Consider the following 17,987-nt stretch of genomic DNA (forward strand, 5'->3'; position numbering starts at 1 on the left):
AATCAGTCCTTGTCGTCATCATCGTCTGTGGCAACGTCTGCCACCGCGCCAGCCACCTTGAATGGCACTTTGGCGACTTCCAGTGTGACGTCCACGGCTGCGCCTACTGCTGTGCCCAGACAGCCGCTCATTGCTGCCATCAGCAGAGCCACACTGCTTATGCGCAGTGTAGTGGATATCACCGAATTACGAGACGAATCAAACATGTTTGGTCCTGCTGTTGGAGAATTCGTGAATGTGTTCGACAACCGCAGGCCCCATGGCCACCAGTTCCCGAAAGCTGTCAGCCAGCCGCTCGCTCTCGCTGAGCACAGTCTGCCAGTATTTGAGCCGCTGTGCATCCGACAGGCGCCGAAAGTCATCACGGTCAGGTATTTTCCCATAAGGCAGACGATCAACAAACTGCTTTGTGGGTGTAACAAGCACAACGTTGTCAAAGTGCGCAGGGTTGGCGCGGCGCCAGCGCGCAAGCTTATCGAACCAGCCCGGTACAACGGAGGCGTAAAAGTGCGGATACAACACCAGGCCATCTGATTTTTCGTATGGCAGATCAAGGTGATAGTCGGTCATGCCACCATCGCGAAAAACAGCCCCTGGAGCTCCCTCTACCTGCGTGACAGCCTCCATGACCAGTGGAATTGATCCGCTTGCCATCAAAGCACTGTGAACGTTCTGCGCAGACAGCGGGACATATTGTGTTGGCATGTCACTTAGCACAAGCTCGTCTGCGCCTCGATCACAGGCGTTGTGAAACACGTAGCGCTCAAAAAACCAGCGCAGGCTGCGGCGACTGCCGAGGTTTCCGAGCGCGACCAGCGTCAGCCCAATATTCAGCATCAATTTATTCTCAGGGCGGGTCAGCCGCCGGGCTCTGTCCGTTATGACATACAGGCGCCGATGCTGATTGCTGGCGATCGCCGCAGCCGCCTTCTCAATACTCATGTCGTTTGCTGCAAGTACCTGATTGAGCATCTTCCTGGCCTCACGACTGATCTCATAACGGTCAGGGCGTGACGAGTAGGTCTGGCTGGAATAATGCGTGGCCAGCGCCTGAAGACTGGCAACCGGATCGGGTGCAGCATAGCAGGCAAGCCGCCAGGCACCCGCAGATGATCCCACCATTCTTAGCGGGACGCCGTTGCGGGGCCCAAAAAATTCACCTGCCAGATAACGATCAAGGCCATACAGCACAAACCACTTTGGGCCGCCAGACGCTCCAGCAAGCCAATTAAAATCCCGTCCGCGCAAACCGTTCTGCGCCAGCGAATTTTTTGCGGCTGCACCAGCCATCAATCTTAAATCGGACATAGTAAAATCTGTTCGTAATGAATGCAGCAAATTATAATTAATAGTGATGATAAGGCTATGGATACGTGTCACAAATTATCACAGCTTAATTCACGCACAACATAGCTCGGAACGCCAAGCATCGATAGTATTGTAGAAAAGCTCAACAGGTGAACAATGATGACCACTAAGTTAACAGACTACAGCATCCCTCTGATTGCTGCCGTCCTGGTAGTCACGGCACTGATGCTGCCGGCAGCAGCGCAGGCGCAGGGTGCCACTCAACACGAGCGTGCCCTGTCTGCCACGTCATCAGAGCTTGCCCAGCGTCATTATCGCCGCGGCAACACTTACAACAATCTGGAGCGTTACGATGAGGCGATTGAAGAATATCGTCTGGCTGTAGCAGCGGATCCGAATCTGGCTGACGCCTATCGCAACCTGGCCAATATTTTTCTCTCACAGGAGCGCCCCGACGATGCCATCCCCATGATGGCGCGTTTCATCGCCCTCCAGAATCAACCCAGCACGCCTCTGACCGCGTCGTTAAAAACCATCGGTGATCTGTTGCGCCGCGCTGAGCGTTTCGAAGAGTCTATCGAGTATGACTTGCGAGCCATCGAAGCTGATCCGCGTGATGACTCCATCGTCCATATCATGGGCAATATTTACGACAACGCCGGGCACACAGAGAAAGCCATTCAGGTCTACGAAACGGCCGTCCGCGTCATGCCAGACAATGCATTCATGAATCGTACATTGGGCAGACTGTACGAGCGCGAAGGCCGACTGGAGGATGCGCTGGCTCAGTATCGTATGGCAGCGGAAAAAGACCTTGGCTCACAATTCTATAAAGAACTGGTACAAACACTGGAAGCACGCCTGAATGGCGCGCCGCTGCAGGCCAACGGCTAATTGATCTGCGCGTCGCAGCCTTACCGGCCGGCGGCGCGCGAGCCCAGAACCATCAAGCGCTGGGTCCGCTCCTCGGGCGGAAGCTCAGCCAGCGACTCCACAGCCTGATAGAAGTTCATCAAATCCTCACCGCTCTGCTGATACAGGGCCGCAAATGCCGGCACCCAGTCAAAATAAGTCGACACGGTAAGCAATTGCGCATTGTTCAGCGGACCTGCGAACCAGCCATCATAGCGGCCACTGCTGCTTTGCGCGCGCCAGCTCTCCCGCATCTGCTGCTGTAATGTCTGTTTGGATTCCTGATCGGCATCGGGCTCTTGGTAAAGCTGTTCAAAGCGCTGACGCCAGTCCTGCACAAATTCTGTGAAACGGCGCTGCTCCTCCTGCTCAGCCAGGTATGTCTGGAAGTGGTTTTCATCATCATTGCGGGCCAGCCAACGCTCAACGCCCAGCTGCTCTACAAAGCTGGCGAAACTCTCATTGAATTGAGTGTCACCTGGCACGTAAATTTGTTGATGAGCCATTTCATGGAAAATCAGACCCGCCAGGCGATGATCTGGTCGACGCATGACGGTTGACGGTATCGGGTCGGCAAACCAGCCCAGCGTGGAATAGGCGTCTACACCTCCGATGTACACATCAAAACCGCGCTTCTCCAGATCACTGCCAAAGTCCCTGGCCGCTGATTCAGTGAAATACCCGCGATAACTGACACAGCCGGCTATAGGAAAACACCATTGCAGGGGCTGCATCGCGAAGGCAGGTGCGGCGAAAACATTCCACACCAGATAGGACCGCTCCACGTCCACGTAGCTGGTATAGCTGCCATTGTCTGGCAGCCCCAGTTCATTAATCGCAAACTGGCGGGCATCTGATACAAGCTGCAGCTTTTCAAGCAGTTCTGGCGGGGTATCAGCGCTGGCGATCAACTCCGCAATCGACTGTCGATTCATCAGCAGGGAAAGCTGCCCGGTTGCAGCCTGGGTATAGAAAGACACCGCGGAGCAGGCGCTGAGCGACAGGGCAAGCAGGGTTATCAGCAGTGCCTTGACGCCGGGTTTCACGAGCCTAATCTTGCGGAGCAATGTCACTGCGAGGATGCAGGCTGATTTCAAAGACATGGGACCACAACTTACCGGTAACGAGCAGCCTGCGCTGCTCAGCATCCCAGGCAATACCATTCAGTACCGAATCGCCAGGTCCACGCTCGGTTCTGTCAGCCAGCCCGGTCAGGTCAATCACGCCGGTAATACCACCAGTTTCCGGGTTGATTCGAACAATCTGCTGAGACATCCAGACATTTGCCCAGACCTCTCCATCGATGAACTCCAGCTCATTGAGGTTTCCTATATACTGCCCGCCCGCCTGCACGGCCACGCGACGACGGGTTGCGAAGGTATCCGGATCCAGGAAATACAGCTGATGGCTGCCGTCACTCAATATCAGTGATTCTCCATCCCAGGTCAGGCCCCAGCCCTCCATCGGGATAAAGTGAGCATTTACCCGCTCAAAAGTATCCAGGTCGTACTCAAAGGCAACATTTTCGCGCCAGGTCAGTTGGAACAGGCGATCCCCTGCGACGGCAATCCCCTCGCCAAAGTAACGCTGGGCCAGGTCAACACGACGAACGATCGAACCATCGGCAAGATTGATCTCCATCAGCGCAGATTCACCGTAACGTCCCGTTCCCTCATACAGCCGTCCGTCATGAATCAGCAGCCCCTGAGTAAAAAAGCGGCTATTGTGCGGATATTGTGCCACGACTTCGAAGTCATACACCGGAACCTGCGCTCTGGCAGGCACCGCGATTGAAAGTGCCAGACCAATAAGCAACAGACACAGCAGGTTTTTACCAGCAGCGCCGTATGGCAATGAACCCGTAATACCAAAAGATATGCAAGGTCGCTGGCGACGCTCAGCAAGACTGTGTGACAGATGTAATCGGGGGAACAACATGCTATGTTCTGGCTCCTGCACAGCTAGCTTGCCTGATAATTCTGCGTCAGTTTAGGGAGGAAGCAGCACAATGACAAGTCAGTGCCTGTTCTGTCGAATCATCGCCGGTGAAATTCCCAGCACCCGGGTTTACCAGGATGAACATGTCTATGCTTTTCGCGACATAAGCCCGGTCGCTCCAACACATATTCTCGTCATTCCTCGCAAACATATCGCCAGTGTGGCCGACGCAGAGGACGGTGATTGCGAGCTGATGGGAAGTCTGCTGCTGGCGGCACGCCGTATCGCAAAAGAAGAAGGTCTGAGTGAGGGCGGCTATCGGCTGGTCATCAATACTGGAGACGATGGCGGTCAGACTGTCCATCATTTGCACCTGCACATTCTGGGCGGGAGACAGATGCAATGGCCGCCAGGCTGATCAGGTGAACAGCACCGCCTGATGTGCCGCCCGGCTCAGGCGCTCTCAGCAACGCCAGACTCGATGTCCAGTTGCTCCCTGATCGACATCAAACCGGCACGGCTTGCATCAAAGACGCCGAGCTCCGTGATCAGGCCGGAAACCAGGCGTGCGGGAGTAACGTCAAAGCCGTAGTTGCTGACTGCTGTGGAGGCGGGTGTAATGGCAACCTTCTGAACGCTCACCTGCCCTGACTGGGATTCGCCTGCCAGCGCACCCTGCACCTGCCTGACTTCGTCGGCACTGCGCTCTTCAATAGGTATTTCCCGAACGCCATCCACACATTCAAAATCAATGGTCGAAGATGGCAGAGCCACATAGAAGGGCACCTGATTGTCGAAAGCGGCCAGGGCTTTCAGGTACGTGCCAATCTTGTTGCATACATCGCCTTGCGCGGTGGTGCGGTCGCTGCCCACCAGACAGACATCAACCTGTGCATGCTGCATCAGATGGCCACCGGCATTATCGACGATGAGAGTGTGTGGCACGCCACTACGGGCCAGCTCCCAGGTTGTCAGGGATGCTCCCTGATTGCGGGGCCGTGTTTCATCGACCCAGACATGAACTGGCAAGCCAGCGAGATGGGCTTTGTAAATGGGTGCCAGGGCCGTTCCCCATCCGCCCGTGGCCAGCCAGCCGGCGTTGCAGTGTGTCAGAATATTGAGCACCGCCTGGTCGCCGTCACGCTGACGTTTCGCCGCCAGCAGGTCTTGCAGAATCCGATAGCCATGATCCCCTATTGCGCCGCAGGCTGCTGCGTCTTCCGCCAGCAGAGCCCTGGCCAGCACCAATGCCCTTGGGGCGCGCTGCGCGGCGGGCACATCACGCAGTCCGTTTACCATGCGAGACAGGGCCCAGTGCAGATTGATGGCCGTCGGCCGGGTCGCCAGCAGTGTCTTGCTGCTGGACTCCAGGTCTTCGGGGTCCTGCTGCAGAGCTCGCCAGAGACCGAAGGCGGCGGTAATGCCGATCAGTGGGGCGCCTCTCACCTGCATGTCGACAATTGCGCTTACAGCGTCTGAGAGGGAGTCCAGGGTGCGGATGATCAGCTGATGAGGCAGATGCGTCTGATCAATGAAACAAACTTTCTGATCTGACTCGTCAAACCACAAAGTACGCATATTCTCGGCCGGAGCAGCACTGAGCGCGGACATGTTGGACTCCTATAAACCAAAAACGCACCCGGAGGTGCGTTTTGTCGACTATTCTGGATTGTCAGCCGGCCATCAGGGCTCAACAACCGAAATATTGTAGATGCCGGCCTGTCTCGCCGCATCCATTACCATGACCATGGTCTCGACGTTGGAACGGTTATCTGGCTGGATGATCACTGATGCTGAGGGGTTCTCGGCTTTCAGACGGTCAATGTTCGCACGGATCTGACTGGGCAGAACGGCACGTGGCTCACCATTGAAACGAATCTCATTGTTCTGGCTAAGCTCGACCAGAATGTTTTTCAGATCGTCATTCTGTTCGGGCGGAGTCTCGTTGTTCTCGTTACTGGCCGCATCAATTGCCTGCTCTGACAGGAATGTTGCCGTTACCACGAAGAAGATCAACAGGATGAATACCACGTCGAGCATCGGGGTGAGGTCGACATTGCTTTCATCTTTTTTACGTTCGCCAGCCAGTTTTTTCATTATATGCTACCAGTATCGTTTGATTAATTGCTTAACCAGTTGTTTTTATTACGATTTGCAGGACAACAAGCAGTTTGCTGCATATCCATCATTGCCCTAAGTATACCTGATATGACGGTGACGACAACAGATAAGGCGGACGGATTTAAGAATTATTGCGAGCCTGCCGCCGCACTACACAACGGCAGGCCTGATACAGAATCAGCGCAGTGAGCTGATCGTGAACTTGATGATTTCGCCCAGCTGCTTGGCAGGCTTACCCTCACGGGAATGCACGCGAAGCCCACTGAGTGCATTCATCAGCACATCGGTGGCCAGTTCAGCATTGGCAGACTTGTTCAGCTCGCCCGCTTTCTCAGCGTCTTTCAGGCGCTTCAGCAGCGCCTTGCGGATGTTGCTGTAGTAAGCCTTGACCAGCTTCTGGATGTCTTTGTTGTAATTGATGCTTTCACAGAAGGAATTCACCAGCAGGCAGCCCATGGACCGACGCTTGTTGGTGGTTGCCAGCACTGTTACATCAAAATACTTCTCGATCGCTGCCCAGGGTGCAAGCTCTTCATTGTTGAGCGTCGCTGCCAGTTCTTTGTCTACCAGCTTATTGTAGTGCTCCAGACAGGACTTGAAGAATGTGTCCTTATCACCAAAGGAGTTGTACAAAGTACCACGATTGATTCCAGTGACATCCAGCAGCTTCTGAACCGAGCTTGCTTCAAAGCCCTCTCTCCAGAATTGCTCCATGGCATTGGTCAATACATCTTCGTAAACGAACTCTACCGGTCTTGCCATAATAAATCACACACTCTCGTTAGATTGAATTGCTGGGCGGATTCTAGACGATAGGTTTTTCTTTTTACATCTATTGATACAAAATGCCACAATTGTTCCGAAAAAATTCAATTTTGACACTGGCTTAACACAATTGTGTCAGTATCCTGAGGGCACTTTCACAGGTGCTTGGGAACAAGCGTTCTCTAAACTGACTGGTGCCAATCTCACAAAGCAGACTGGCGGCGCAAGCCAGCAGACAGCCTGCTGAAAAGACGTGCTGTCATCACTACAGATTGGTCACCAGTGCGACGACCAGCCCCAGGGCACCACCAATGACTCCGCCCCAGACAACCAGCCAGCCCAGATGCTCTTTGATCATTCGCTGCACCAGTTCTTTGACCTGAGCGGGTGTCAGCTCCTGAAGCCTGTTATCGATCAACAGTTCAATTCGCGCCATCACATCATCACTGTGTGCCAGATCGTCCAGGCGTTTAGCAACAGCGTCATGGAACTGGGGCGACTCCACAAAGTCATACAGCGCGTCACGCATCCGGTCGGCGAATGGCTGCCGCAATGTCTCCAGTGCCTTTGGACCGCCCACAAAGCCAAGCATACTGCCCATGGAGGATGCCATGATGGCCTCTACCAGCGAATCAAATGCCCGATCAAAATCCACCTCATCAATCATGGAAGGCATCATGTTGTGAATACCTTCCTGCATCAGCGCTGAGGCATCGAAGAAGCGATCAAGACTGTCTGGACTGAAAAACTGATCCATGATCATTTCGCGCAGCTTGGTTTTGATTGTCTCAAAATGCAGGCTGATGACACCTGACCCATACAGGCCGGGCACTTTCTCGAAAAGCATATGGATTGCCAGTGAGTTGGTTACCGCACCCGACAAAGCGAACAGGCCACTGCTCATCAGGTATGGAGCAATGGCCTGGGGTGCCACGAGTCCCAGCAGCACAAGCGTTAATGCAGCAAGATTGGTTATGCTTCCTTTACTCATGGTTCTTCCGTTATTAAAACTTGCGATGATCGCGAATGGGCATTTTGCGACGCAATTCGTGCAACTGATCAAGATCCAGCGCGGCACTGACTACCCCCTCACCACCTGGCAAAGTATCGAGCACACGTCCCCATGGATCGATGATCATGCTGTGCCCGAAGGTTTCACGCGTCTCGTTATGCACACCACCCTGCCCTGCGCCTATGACATAACACTGGTTTTCAATGGCTCGTGCCCGCAACAGCACTTCCCAATGCGCCTGGCCAGTAACCTTGGTGAAGGCGGCTGGTACTGTGATTAGCTCAACCTGCTCATTAAACAGTTCGCGGTAAAGTTCAGGAAAGCGCAGATCGTAACAGATCGTCAGCCCCAGACGGGCTACCGGCGTTTCCGCGACCACGACCTGATCACCCGGCTCAAAGCTGTCAGATTCGGCATATCGCGCCTGGCGATCACTGACCTCAACATCAAACAGATGTATTTTGTCGTAACGCGCCATCAGTCGACCGTCCGGGTCAAACAGCAGACTGGCTGGGCGCACCCGACCATCGCTCAGCACTTCCGGCTCGACGCCTTCGGGCGCAGGCCGTGTGATCAGTGGTACCGTGCCACCAACCAGATAAACACCATGCTCACGCGCTTTGCGCGACAGCATGCCCTGCAGCAAAGCATCGTAGTCCCCTTCACGCTCGGCAAAACGGGCCAGCGGCCCACCGTCGAGCACTGCAAAATTTTCTGGCAGCACGATCAGCGCTGCACCTCGCCCGGCGGCCTGATCAATCAGCCGCTCAGCGTCCCTGACATTTTTCTGGATGTCGCCACCACTGACCATCTGGATAGCGGCAACAATCGGCTTGCTGGTTTCAACATCATTCTGCTGCATGAGTCGTTCTCTTTGCTCAGTTGAAGATCAATCGTCCGAATCTGCATCGGTAAACACCTGGTAGAGACGCGGCTCCAGTCCCTCCCAGGGGCCCTCAAGTGTATAGTGCGCACTGGTGAGATTGTCGACCTGGTCACCAAAGATACGGTCGAAAATGAAGACACCTACCGCCATTTGCCAGTTGATCAGGTTGTTAAGTACGGCCAGCCCGCCCAGCCATGGAATATTATCGCTAACCGGCAGGGTAATATACAAATCAGCATCAATGGTCTCGGCGGCCAGATCTACCGTCCCTTCCAGCTGAAACAGACTGGCTGGACCGATAATCTGCAAACGATCCTCGATGGTGACGATACCATCTCGCAGACTGATCTGGCCGGTAATTTCGTCATAAGACAAGCCTGTACGTGCCAGGTCGCCGCTAAAGCGGAGGCGACGCATGATGGCATCAAAATTAATAATACTGATCAGGCGCAGCGCGCTGTTGGCGACGCCGGCACGCTGCCGGAAACGACCGTTTTGCACCTGCAGGTCGATATCACCATTGAGACCCAGTGCCGAGAAATACGCAGGACTGCCATCCCAGTGTAACCGCGTGTTGAAACGAGCCGTCTGACTTTCCAGACTGGGCGCATATCCAAAAGAGCTGAGCACCGGCGCCAGATTCTGAGCAGTGACGATGCCATTCAGCGCACTGCGATGCTGCTGTCCATCATAGATCCAGCGAAACTCAGCCGGCTCCTCTTCGGTTCCGATAGACAGCCCGCGAACATTCAACTGCAGATTTCGAAACAGCGCGCCCGCAGCATCCGGAATCAACTCGAACGACCAGCTGCCGAAATCAGCTTCGCCAAGAATCAGCTCGTCTATCGACAATCGCATCGGTGGCAGAGTCCGCGGGTCAAAGGCAGCCAGCGGGTCTTCACGGGGCAGTTCAAACTCTACAGCTGGCAGCTCTTCGAGATCCAGCTCCACATTTGCCTGACTGCTCGCGACCTCGCTATCGACAGCTGCCACCAACTCTGGCTCCGCACTTTCCGGTTCGTCGAATACTTCGTAGTCCAGCTGCAGGCGATCAAGGTCAATATTCCAGAGCTGATCGCTACCACCGGGAATGACCAGGTTTCCGGCCAGCGCCTCACTGTCAAAACCAAAGCGCCAGTCCTGATTCGTTTTATTGAGTGACAGATTGACATTGGTAAACCGCTCGTCAAACGCCAGCAGTTCCCCGACTCGCACCCCGGCGGTGCCTGTGATTGCGGACAGTCCACCCATGCTGCCGACACCAGCCAGGTTACGCGAGTCTGTCATCATTTCACTGATCGCCAGCTGCCAGGCTTCAAGATCAAAGACTGCAATCTCGCCCAATACCTCCAGACCAGGTGCACCCGGGTTGAGGCGTCGTACCTGCATGCCATTGCCCGTACTGCCCAGGTAAATCAATCCGCTATAGGCGCTGTCAGGTTCACCACCTGTCAGCCGCATCTGCAACCTGTCACCCAGAGTCAAGACGATATCCGGGTTACTGGCTGCGAATGTCAGTCTTAGATCAAGCGGCAAAGCCTCGCCAGCCGCCTTACTGAATGGCGCTGGATACGCGAAGGCGACATCATCAAGCGCCGTACGGACCGAGAGCTCCGGCGCCTGTCCCAGCCGCAGCTGGGTCTGGTGTTCAAACTCACCGGTGGTTTTGCTGAGTATGGGCCGCAAAAACCCTGGCAGACCGGGCCAGTCAAGCAAGGCCTCAACACTGGAGCGGCCGGTGACATTGATCTGTGTGTTGCCAATACCCTGCTCACTGTCCGCCGACAGGATCTCGAAATCCGTTTCGCGCCCCATTACCACGCCAGACATATCTGTCGAGCTCAAACCGCTGTGCGCAGAGTAATGCAATTGCCCCGACAGGTCTGAGGCGGTCAGTTCATACTGGGGAATGTAAAGCGCGTTGTCGGCAAACTGCATATCCAGCTGCACTTCCGGCTCTACACCTTCTATGAACAACGGGATTACCAGGGACAGTGTGAAGTCAGCACTGCCCTGCGCCTGCCATCCACTCAGATACTGGGCGACATCGCGGGTAACAGGTGTCCGGGCAAGGTACTGCAAGCCCTGATCGGCTGTGCCCCGGCCAGTGCCACTGACCGTCAGCCAGCTGCCGCCGCCGGGGTTCTGCTGGACAGACGCTTCCGTCTGCTGGAAGTCGATGCCCATGCTCTGACCAGCCTCGGCAAGCACATAAACCTCACCGTCGCTAACCGTCACAGTGCCACTGACCTGCTCCAGAGCCGGCCATTCAGGGTCGAACTTCAATTCACCGTCCGCCACCCGGTAGAACATCTGCATGGTGCGCTCGGCTGGCAGTGCCCCGCCGTCTACATGACCACGAAATATGAAACCACTGCCGGCGCCACTGCCAGCAATCACAGCGTCATCGACCCAGGAAAGTACGCCCTGGGCAGAGCGTGGTGCGCCGGCAGCCATGGGCAAATACAGCGACTTGCGGCTTACATCCGCTTCCAGAGCACCTACCATCAACTCCAGATTGATAAATCTATCGGCTGTCTCATTCACATCCAGGGCAAATTGCGCCCGTGCATTCAAATGGGGAGATTCGACAACCACTACGCTGCTGGCAAGGCGCATCTGCATGGCGTCCTGGTAATCGACATGAACGTTGACGCGACCATTTACTTGAGAGTACTGCCAGACATCATCAAACAGGCGCGGGATCTGCATCGACATATCCTCACCCGCCACTTCGACAAAACCATCAATCACGCGTGCGGACGTATCAAAGTCTACCTCGGCATAACCGTCCACACCCCAGAAAGCTGGCACACCACGATGCGCGCTGATGGCTCCCTCCCGGATATTGCTGCTGAATGCACCGACCCATTGCCCGTCGCTTGCGGGCTGAGCACTCATCACAATATTGCGTAACTGGCCACGTGGATTGAAGGTATCCAGCTCCTGCCGAATGGTACCGGCGGGCAACAGCGCCAGCATCAGGCGACTGGCCAGGCCAGTATCAAGCGCGTCCATGTGCAGGCGAATCTGCTGACCAGGCAGATAGTCCAGTGTCAGACCACCATCCGGCCAGCGGCCTCCGTCATAGGCAAACTCGAGTCCCTCGAACTGCAGGTACCAGCTATCATCAGGCGCCTGGTAATACTTCAGCCAGTCAACGTCCAGTTCGTCAATCGTTACCTGCTCGACCATGGTCTGGCTGTCATCCCAGACACTCAGCGAAGCATTGCCGCCGCCTCGCCAGGTCAGCCCCTGCAGATTCCCCTGCTGAATATCCAGCCAGAATTCGCCAAACAGTTGCAGGCCCGACAATTCAAGCCGCCCGCCTCCGGCCCGTGAGAGATCCAGTGAGGCCAGCAGTTCTGCATACTCCGCGGGTGGAGCATTGAGGTAAACGTGTCCCTGCAGACTGGCTACTGAATCGCCCGTCAAGTCCGCAGAGAGCCTCAGCTCATCGCTGGCCATCTCAGGAAAAGCCGACAGTATCAGTTGGTGCTGACCACCCTGGCTCTGAAATTCGATGCGCGCATCGGCCATGACCAGTTCGTCACCGCGGAACGGACGAAAACTGATTTGTGTGTCATCGAGGCGGAAACGTGCCAGCGCAGTCATCCACTGAAACAGCTGCTCGGGATTGATCTGTGGGGGTACAGCGGCCTCACCGAGTCCGGCAAGCTGCCAGCGGCCGCTTTCCGACTGCGCGAAATTAAGGTGGAGCTGCTCTATGGCCGCCGACGCAATAATCAGGCGGCGCGCCAACAGACTGGCTGGTACATCGGCGAATACGTCCACACGTTCCAGACGCAGTGCGGGCGGCAGGGCATCGAGATCAGCCTGGCGGCCATTTATCTGCAGGCCTTCAATAACAAAGCGTGGGCTCAGCCGGTGCCATTCACCATGGATGGCGTCCATTTTGACGCTGGCATCCAGCATCTGCGACAGGCGCTCTTCTATCTGTTCCTGATAGTCGCTGACCATCGGTACCAGCTGCCGTCCCAGACTGACATAGAGCGCCATGAGGACCAGCAGGGTCAGCAAAGACCAGAACGCCAGGCGCAGGCCGATGCGACCAATCGATCGTGTGATCTGCCAGATCATGAATATCCATCAATACAGTACGACATCATATTGTTCCTGAGTATACATCGGTTCCACCTCGAATCTGATGGTTTTCCCGGTGATTACTTCCAGATCGGCAAGCGTACTTGACTCCTCATCCAACAACCGGTCAACAACCGTTTGCGATGCCATGACCAGCAACTCATCATTTTCATAGACCCGCGCAACTCGCACAATCTCACGGAATATCTCGTAGCAGATCGTTTCTGCTGTCTTGATTCGTCCTCTGCCCTCACAAACCGGACAGGGGCTGCACAGCACCTGACCAAGACTTTCCCGCGTGCGCTTGCGCGTCATCTCTACCAGACCCAGCTCCGATATTGCCGTTACCATGGTTCTGGCATGATCCTTTTCCAGCGCTTTGGTCAAGGTACGCAGTACCTGCCGCTGGTGTTCTGGATCTTCCATATCAATGAAATCAAGAATGATGATACCGCCGAGGTTGCGGATACGCAGCTGCCGGGCGATGGCTGTTGCCGCTTCCAGATTCGTCTTCAACACAGTCTCGGCATGGTTGCGGCTGCCCAGGTACCCCCCCGTGTTGACGTCGATGGTTGTCATCGCCTCGGTCTGATCGATAATCAGATCACCGCCTGACTTGAGCCTGACCTGACGACCCAGCGCCTTTTCGATTTCATCATCAATACCGTAGAGATCGAATATCGGTCGCTCACCACGATAAAGCTCTACCCGGTCCCGGTATTCAGGCATGAAGTCGTTGATGAACTCGCGGATTTCATCAAAGGCCTCCTGCGTATCGATGCGGATTTTTTCAATATTCGGCGCAATCAGATCGCGCACAGCCCGCAGATACAATGGCAGGTCACGGTACAGTACACGGACTTCCTTGCTGCGCCCGATGCGGCGTTCAACCGCTGCCCACAGCTTGTACAGGAAACGGATATCTTCACGCAGCTCGCTTTCAGTCGCGCCCTCGGCAGCGGTGCGAATAATGAACCCTCCCCTGGGTTCGGACTCATCGCCGTGTTCCTCGGCTATGCAGGCGTGGAGAACCTGTTGCAGTCTTTCGCGCTCTTCTTCGCTTTCAAGACGCTGCGAAATGCCGATATGCCGGTTACGCGGCAAGTAAACAAGGTGGCGTGATGGCAGGGTCAGATGCGTTGTCAGCCTGGCACCTTTGGTGCCTATGGGGTCTTTGGCTACCTGGACAACAATCATCTGTCCTTCATGCAAGTGTGCCTGAATGGCAACCGGGTGTTCTTCGCGTACCTCAAGCCCATCGGCACCAATCGGGGCGATATCAGCATTGTGAAGAAATGCCGCCCGCTCCAGTCCGATATCAACAAACGCCGCCTCCATGCCTGGCATGACACGCACAACCTTGCCGAGGTAGATATCTCCGACAAAACCACTGCGACTGCGGCGCTCCAGAAATATTTCCTGCAACAGACCGTTTTCGATGAGCGCCAGCCGGGTCTCCCGGGGCGTTACGTTGATTAATATTTCTTCACTCAAGATCCGTCTCCGCAACTCAGCTGCGAGCTTGACTGCGCAGGGTGTGGCGATTCAATTCAGTAGGCACTGCGTAGTCAGCGAGCAACTGGGAAGTCTCATACAGCGGCAGGCCGACCACGCCCGTGTAACTACCGCACAGACGCTCCACAAACGCCGCCGCCAGGCCCTGTACCGCGTAGGCACCGGCCTTGCCAAAGGGTTCGCCCGTCGCCACATAGGCCTCGATGTCGTCTCCGCTCATTGCCCTGAAGGCTACATCCGTGCTGACCACCGCAATATTGTGACGCTCTCTGTCCATCAGGCAGACTGCGGTAATAACCTGATGCTCGCGCCCGGCCAGGCTGCCCAGCATTTGTGCCGCATCCGCCGCGTCAACCGGCTTGCCCAGCAATCGCTGACCCAGCACAACAATAGTATCAGCCCCCATGACAGGCAGATGCGTCTCCGCTTCGGCGCCATCTGCCAGTAATGCGGCAACAGCCGACGCTTTCTGGCGAGCCAGCCGGGATACATAGTCTGTCGGAGATTCACCGGCAAGTGCAGTTTCGTCGATGTCGGCAGCCAGCACCCGAAACTTCACGCCGAGTTGCTCCAGCAGCTGGCGGCGACGCGGCGAGGCCGATGCCAGAACAAGGTCGACCAGCCCGTCCTCTGACAATGCGTTGTTGGGGCTAGTGGACATCAAAACCACGTCGCAGGTGCCGCAGCATTACAAACAGCCACGGCCAGATGAAAGCACTGGACAGGGCTCCGAGCAGGAACAGCAGGCTGCCTTCGCTGGATTCCTCAAGTCCTATTTTGATCCAGTAGCTCAGCATCATGCTCAGGCCGACAAGTGCCAGAATCATGCCGCTTTGCTGCAGGGCGGAGAACATGCGCAGCCGTTGATGCAGGCTCAGTGTGATGTATGCAAGCAGCGCAAAGGTCAGTGCGTTCATGCCAAGCAGGGACCCTTCCAGAATGTCCAGAAACGCCCCGGCAAACCAGGCGGTCGCGATGCCAACCCGGTACGGGATGGCCATCACCCAGTAAATCAGTACCATGGCCACCCAGGCAGGCCGGTAATGCATGGCCCATTCGGGGAACGGGACGATCTCCAGCAGATAGGCGACCAGAAAACTCAGGATGATCACCCAGATTCCATTAGCTCTTGGCGTCATGGCAGATCCTCCCCTGGTCCGGGCCCGTCTTCCTCAGGCATCACTGTTTCATCGGCCTCTGCGCTTTCAACTGCTGTTTCTGTACCTTCTGTATTCACACTGTCGGTCACAGCAGCTTCTGTATCGGCACTTTGCTGGCCGGCAGTTGGCATATCTGTTTCCTGCTCATCCGCATCCCGCACCAGCAGGGCATTATCGTCTGGCACAGTGTCACGCTCAGCCTCGATATCGTTGCCTGCATTCGTGCTGACTGTGGGCTCTGACACCTCTTCGGTGACCGGCAGTTCACCGGGACCCGCGCCCAGAAAATCATCCGGAACTGGCACGCTACTGATCACCTCGTCGTCGGGAATCACCAGCATCACATGCCGTGTTCTGTCCATCTGCGCCAGCGGGCGGGCCCTGATGACGGCAAACGCCTGACCCGGGTCATGAACAACACTGGTGACTTCGGCCACCGGATAGTCTTTAGGGAAACGCTGCCCCAGTCCGGAGCTGACCAACAGGTCACCCACCACAATATCAGCTGTATCAGGAACAAATTCCAGTTCCAGGCCGGCCACATCACTGCGGCTGCCGCGGGCTATGGCGCGTTCACCATTGCGATTTACCTGAACTGGTGTGCCATGGCGGGAGTCGGTGATCAGGAGGACCCAGCTGGTAAAAGGCAGCACTTCTACCACCTGGCCCATCAGACCATGAGCATCCAGCACAGCCTGACCCTCGAACACGCCATTATGGGCGCCACGGTTGATCAGTACACGCCGCGCGCCAGGGTCGTTGGATACATTGATGATTTCAGCGGTGACTGCTCGCCCCTGCACGGTCTGCGATGCTGCCTGCAGATCACGCAGACGGCTGTTTTCGCTAGCCAGGCCCGCCAGCAATTGCAGTTCACGCTGGGCAAACAGCAGTTCCTGGCGCAGTTGGGCATTTTCTTCGATCAGATCCCGCTGCGAAACGAAAACATCATCGATCCACAGCGAAACACGGGTGGGAATATCAGCAACCCAGTAGATGGGTGTGCTCAGATAGGCGACGGTAAAACGGAATCTATCCAGATAGTCGTAGCGCCGATCCGCAAACATGACCAATACCGCCAGCAGAACAAACGCTACCAAGCGGTATTCAAGCGATACACCTTTTGTGAATAAGGGTTTAATAGCCAGAACCTCTGTCTGTCAATCAGTCCAGGGTCAGCGCATCCATCTCGTTGAGGTCCATCAACTCCATTGCCTTGCCGCCCCCACGTGCCACACAGGTCAAGGGGTCATCAGCGACAATGACAGGCAGACCGGTTTCTTCGGCCAGCAGCTTGTCCAGATCCTTAAGTAGCGCGCCACCACCAGTCAGAACCATACCACTCTCAGCGATATCGGACGCCAGTTCCGGAGGAGACTGTTCCAGCGCGCTTTTTACTGCCTGCACGATGGCTGACAGCGGCTCCTGCAGTGCTTCAAGGATTTCATCGCTGTTCAGAGTAAAACTGCGCGGCACGCCTTCGGCCAGGTTGCGACCACGCACGTCGATTTCGCGCAGAATGCCCTCTGATGGATAGGCACAGCCGATTTCCTTTTTGATGCGCTCGGCTGTGGCATCACCAATCAGACTGCCGTAATTGCGGCGAACGTGAGTGATAATCGCCTCGTCAAATCGATCGCCGCCGATCCGCACCGATTCCGCGTAGACCACACCATTCAAAGAAATGATGGCAATCTCGGTGGTGCCACCGCCGATATCCACCACCATGGAGCCACTGGGCTTTTCAACTGGCAGGCCTGCACCGATGGCAGCTGCCATGGGCTCCTCGATCAAACGGACTTCACGCGCGCCGGCGCTGAGAACTGATTCCCGGATGGCTCGTCGTTCTACCTGGGTAGATTTACAGGGTACGCAAACCAGCACACGCGGGCTGGGCGGGAAGAAACTGTTTTCGTGAACTTTGCTGATGAAGTGCTGGAGCATTTTTTCGGTGACCTGAAAGTCGGCAATAACACCATCTTTCATGGGTCTGATCGCTGTGATGTTGCCAGGTGTCCGACCCAGCATACGCTTGGCGTCAGCGCCGACAGCGGTAACTGTTTTCTGGCCATTGTGATTTCTGATTGCTACCACCGACGGTTCATTCAGAACGATTCCTTCGCCGCGCACGTAAATCAGTGTGTTGGCCGTTCCAAGATCGATGGACAGATCATTGGAAAACATTCCCCTTATTTTTTTGAACATTGAACTTTTGTTAACCTCAATACTAATCGTACCCGCCCGAAATCCGGACCCCTTGTCCAGC

The 17,987-nt window shown here is 55.6% G+C and carries 17 protein-coding genes; 2 read left to right on the forward strand and 15 right to left on the reverse strand.

All coding sequences use genetic code 11. The features are described 5' to 3' along the window. Positions 1–2 precede the first annotated feature (2 nt). A complete protein-coding gene (locus QGM61_RS01060) occupies positions 3–206 on the reverse strand; it encodes an NF038104 family lipoprotein (RefSeq protein ID WP_237133240.1) in 204 nt (67 codons plus the stop codon). Beyond that, complete coding sequence (locus QGM61_RS01065; protein WP_281131550.1) at positions 199–1,308, reverse strand: patatin-like phospholipase family protein; 1,110 nt, start codon at positions 1,306–1,308, stop codon at positions 199–201. Before QGM61_RS01065 ends, QGM61_RS01060 begins: the two co-directional genes overlap by 8 nt. Before the next feature lie 156 nt (positions 1,309–1,464). Here QGM61_RS01065 and QGM61_RS01070 point away from each other — a divergent pair, with 156 nt between their 5' ends. Next, positions 1,465–2,202, forward strand: a complete 738-nt coding sequence (locus QGM61_RS01070) for a tetratricopeptide repeat protein (RefSeq protein ID WP_237133238.1) — start codon at positions 1,465–1,467, stop codon at positions 2,200–2,202. A gap of 20 nt (positions 2,203–2,222) precedes the next feature. Here the strand turns inward: QGM61_RS01070 and QGM61_RS01075 are convergent, their stop codons facing one another. Together QGM61_RS01075 and QGM61_RS01080 are read right to left on the reverse strand one after the other, a co-directional pair. Continuing rightward, positions 2,223–3,266, reverse strand: coding sequence for an aminopeptidase (locus QGM61_RS01075; protein WP_281131551.1), 1,044 nt, complete (start codon positions 3,264–3,266; stop codon positions 2,223–2,225). A gap of 4 nt (positions 3,267–3,270) precedes the next feature. Continuing rightward, the gene (locus tag QGM61_RS01080) at positions 3,271–4,158 is read right to left on the reverse strand and encodes a glutaminyl-peptide cyclotransferase (protein WP_281131552.1); all 888 of its coding nucleotides are present in this window, start codon (positions 4,156–4,158) and stop codon (positions 3,271–3,273) included. Positions 4,159–4,228: 70 nt separating this feature from the next. On the opposite strand from QGM61_RS01080, the gene QGM61_RS01085 reads away from it, so the two are divergent. Beyond that, entirely contained in the window at positions 4,229–4,576 is a 348-nt protein-coding gene (locus QGM61_RS01085; protein WP_237133235.1) for a histidine triad nucleotide-binding protein, read from the forward strand. Between the two features lie 35 nt (positions 4,577–4,611). Here the strand turns inward: QGM61_RS01085 and mtnA are convergent, their stop codons facing one another. From mtnA to QGM61_RS01140, 11 genes are all read right to left on the reverse strand, one after another. Continuing rightward, complete coding sequence (gene mtnA / locus QGM61_RS01090) at positions 4,612–5,769, reverse strand: S-methyl-5-thioribose-1-phosphate isomerase (RefSeq protein WP_281131553.1); 1,158 nt, start codon at positions 5,767–5,769, stop codon at positions 4,612–4,614. Between the two features lie 72 nt (positions 5,770–5,841). Next, on the reverse strand, positions 5,842–6,255 hold the full coding sequence (locus QGM61_RS01095; protein ID WP_237133233.1) for an ExbD/TolR family protein: 414 nt from the start codon (positions 6,253–6,255) through the stop codon (positions 5,842–5,844). Positions 6,256–6,456: 201 nt separating this feature from the next. Further along, a complete protein-coding gene (locus tag QGM61_RS01100; RefSeq protein ID WP_237133232.1) occupies positions 6,457–7,041 on the reverse strand; it encodes a TetR/AcrR family transcriptional regulator in 585 nt (194 codons plus the stop codon). A gap of 268 nt (positions 7,042–7,309) precedes the next feature. Next, positions 7,310–8,035, reverse strand: a complete 726-nt coding sequence (locus QGM61_RS01105) for a DUF445 family protein (protein WP_237133231.1) — start codon at positions 8,033–8,035, stop codon at positions 7,310–7,312. A 13-nt stretch (positions 8,036–8,048) separates the two neighbouring features. Further along, a complete protein-coding gene (locus QGM61_RS01110; protein WP_281131554.1) occupies positions 8,049–8,918 on the reverse strand; it encodes a carbon-nitrogen hydrolase family protein in 870 nt (289 codons plus the stop codon). A 27-nt stretch (positions 8,919–8,945) separates the two neighbouring features. Further along, positions 8,946–13,043, reverse strand: coding sequence for a YhdP family protein (locus QGM61_RS01115; protein ID WP_281131555.1), 4,098 nt, complete (start codon positions 13,041–13,043; stop codon positions 8,946–8,948). 9 nt (positions 13,044–13,052) lie between these two features. Beyond that, positions 13,053–14,540 (reverse strand): ribonuclease G, encoded by a 1,488-nt coding sequence (gene rng, locus QGM61_RS01120; RefSeq protein WP_281131556.1) that lies wholly within the window; start codon positions 14,538–14,540, stop codon positions 13,053–13,055. Positions 14,541–14,556: 16 nt separating this feature from the next. Further along, positions 14,557–15,222 carry a Maf family protein gene (locus QGM61_RS01125; RefSeq protein ID WP_411268744.1) on the reverse strand — a complete coding sequence of 222 codons (666 nt, stop codon included), beginning with the start codon at positions 15,220–15,222 and terminating at the stop codon, positions 14,557–14,559. Further along, positions 15,212–15,700, reverse strand: a complete 489-nt coding sequence (mreD, locus tag QGM61_RS01130) for a rod shape-determining protein MreD (protein WP_237133227.1) — start codon at positions 15,698–15,700, stop codon at positions 15,212–15,214. Before mreD ends, QGM61_RS01125 begins: the two co-directional genes overlap by 11 nt. After that, complete coding sequence (gene mreC / locus QGM61_RS01135; RefSeq protein ID WP_317622128.1) at positions 15,697–16,869, reverse strand: rod shape-determining protein MreC; 1,173 nt, start codon at positions 16,867–16,869, stop codon at positions 15,697–15,699. The genes mreD and mreC overlap by 4 nt, the downstream gene beginning before the upstream one ends. 16 nt (positions 16,870–16,885) lie before the next feature. Then, on the reverse strand, positions 16,886–17,926 hold the full coding sequence (locus QGM61_RS01140; RefSeq protein ID WP_237133225.1) for a rod shape-determining protein: 1,041 nt from the start codon (positions 17,924–17,926) through the stop codon (positions 16,886–16,888). Between the last annotated feature and the right edge of the window lie 61 nt (positions 17,927–17,987).

Origin of the sequence: Pseudohongiella sp. SYSU M77423 (genome assembly GCF_029911965.1) — a bacterium.
GTDB lineage: Bacteria > Pseudomonadota > Gammaproteobacteria > Pseudomonadales > Pseudohongiellaceae > Pseudohongiella.

Bases quoted from the DNA above. Each gene is read 5' to 3' on its own strand.
- QGM61_RS01080 (WP_281131552.1), bottom strand. From the start codon at position 4,158: ATGTTGTTCCCCCGATTACATCTGTCACACAGTCTTGCTGAGCGTCGC.
- QGM61_RS01110 (WP_281131554.1), bottom strand. From the start codon at position 8,918: ATGCAGCAGAATGATGTTGAAACCAGCAAGCCGATTGTTGCCGCTATC.
- QGM61_RS01125 (WP_411268744.1), bottom strand. From the start codon at position 15,222: ATGTCCACTAGCCCCAACAACGCATTGTCAGAGGACGGGCTGGTCGAC.
- QGM61_RS01060 (WP_237133240.1), bottom strand. From the start codon at position 206: ATGTTTGATTCGTCTCGTAATTCGGTGATATCCACTACACTGCGCATA.
- QGM61_RS01085 (WP_237133235.1), top strand. From the start codon at position 4,229: ATGACAAGTCAGTGCCTGTTCTGTCGAATCATCGCCGGTGAAATTCCC.
- QGM61_RS01115 (WP_281131555.1), bottom strand. From the start codon at position 13,043: ATGATCTGGCAGATCACACGATCGATTGGTCGCATCGGCCTGCGCCTG.
- QGM61_RS01105 (WP_237133231.1), bottom strand. From the start codon at position 8,035: ATGAGTAAAGGAAGCATAACCAATCTTGCTGCATTAACGCTTGTGCTG.
- QGM61_RS01070 (WP_237133238.1), top strand. From the start codon at position 1,465: ATGATGACCACTAAGTTAACAGACTACAGCATCCCTCTGATTGCTGCC.
- QGM61_RS01065 (WP_281131550.1), bottom strand. From the start codon at position 1,308: ATGTCCGATTTAAGATTGATGGCTGGTGCAGCCGCAAAAAATTCGCTG.
- QGM61_RS01140 (WP_237133225.1), bottom strand. From the start codon at position 17,926: ATGTTCAAAAAAATAAGGGGAATGTTTTCCAATGATCTGTCCATCGAT.
- mreD (WP_237133227.1), bottom strand. From the start codon at position 15,700: ATGACGCCAAGAGCTAATGGAATCTGGGTGATCATCCTGAGTTTTCTG.
- QGM61_RS01095 (WP_237133233.1), bottom strand. From the start codon at position 6,255: ATGAAAAAACTGGCTGGCGAACGTAAAAAAGATGAAAGCAATGTCGAC.
- mtnA (WP_281131553.1), bottom strand. From the start codon at position 5,769: ATGTCCGCGCTCAGTGCTGCTCCGGCCGAGAATATGCGTACTTTGTGG.
- QGM61_RS01100 (WP_237133232.1), bottom strand. From the start codon at position 7,041: ATGGCAAGACCGGTAGAGTTCGTTTACGAAGATGTATTGACCAATGCC.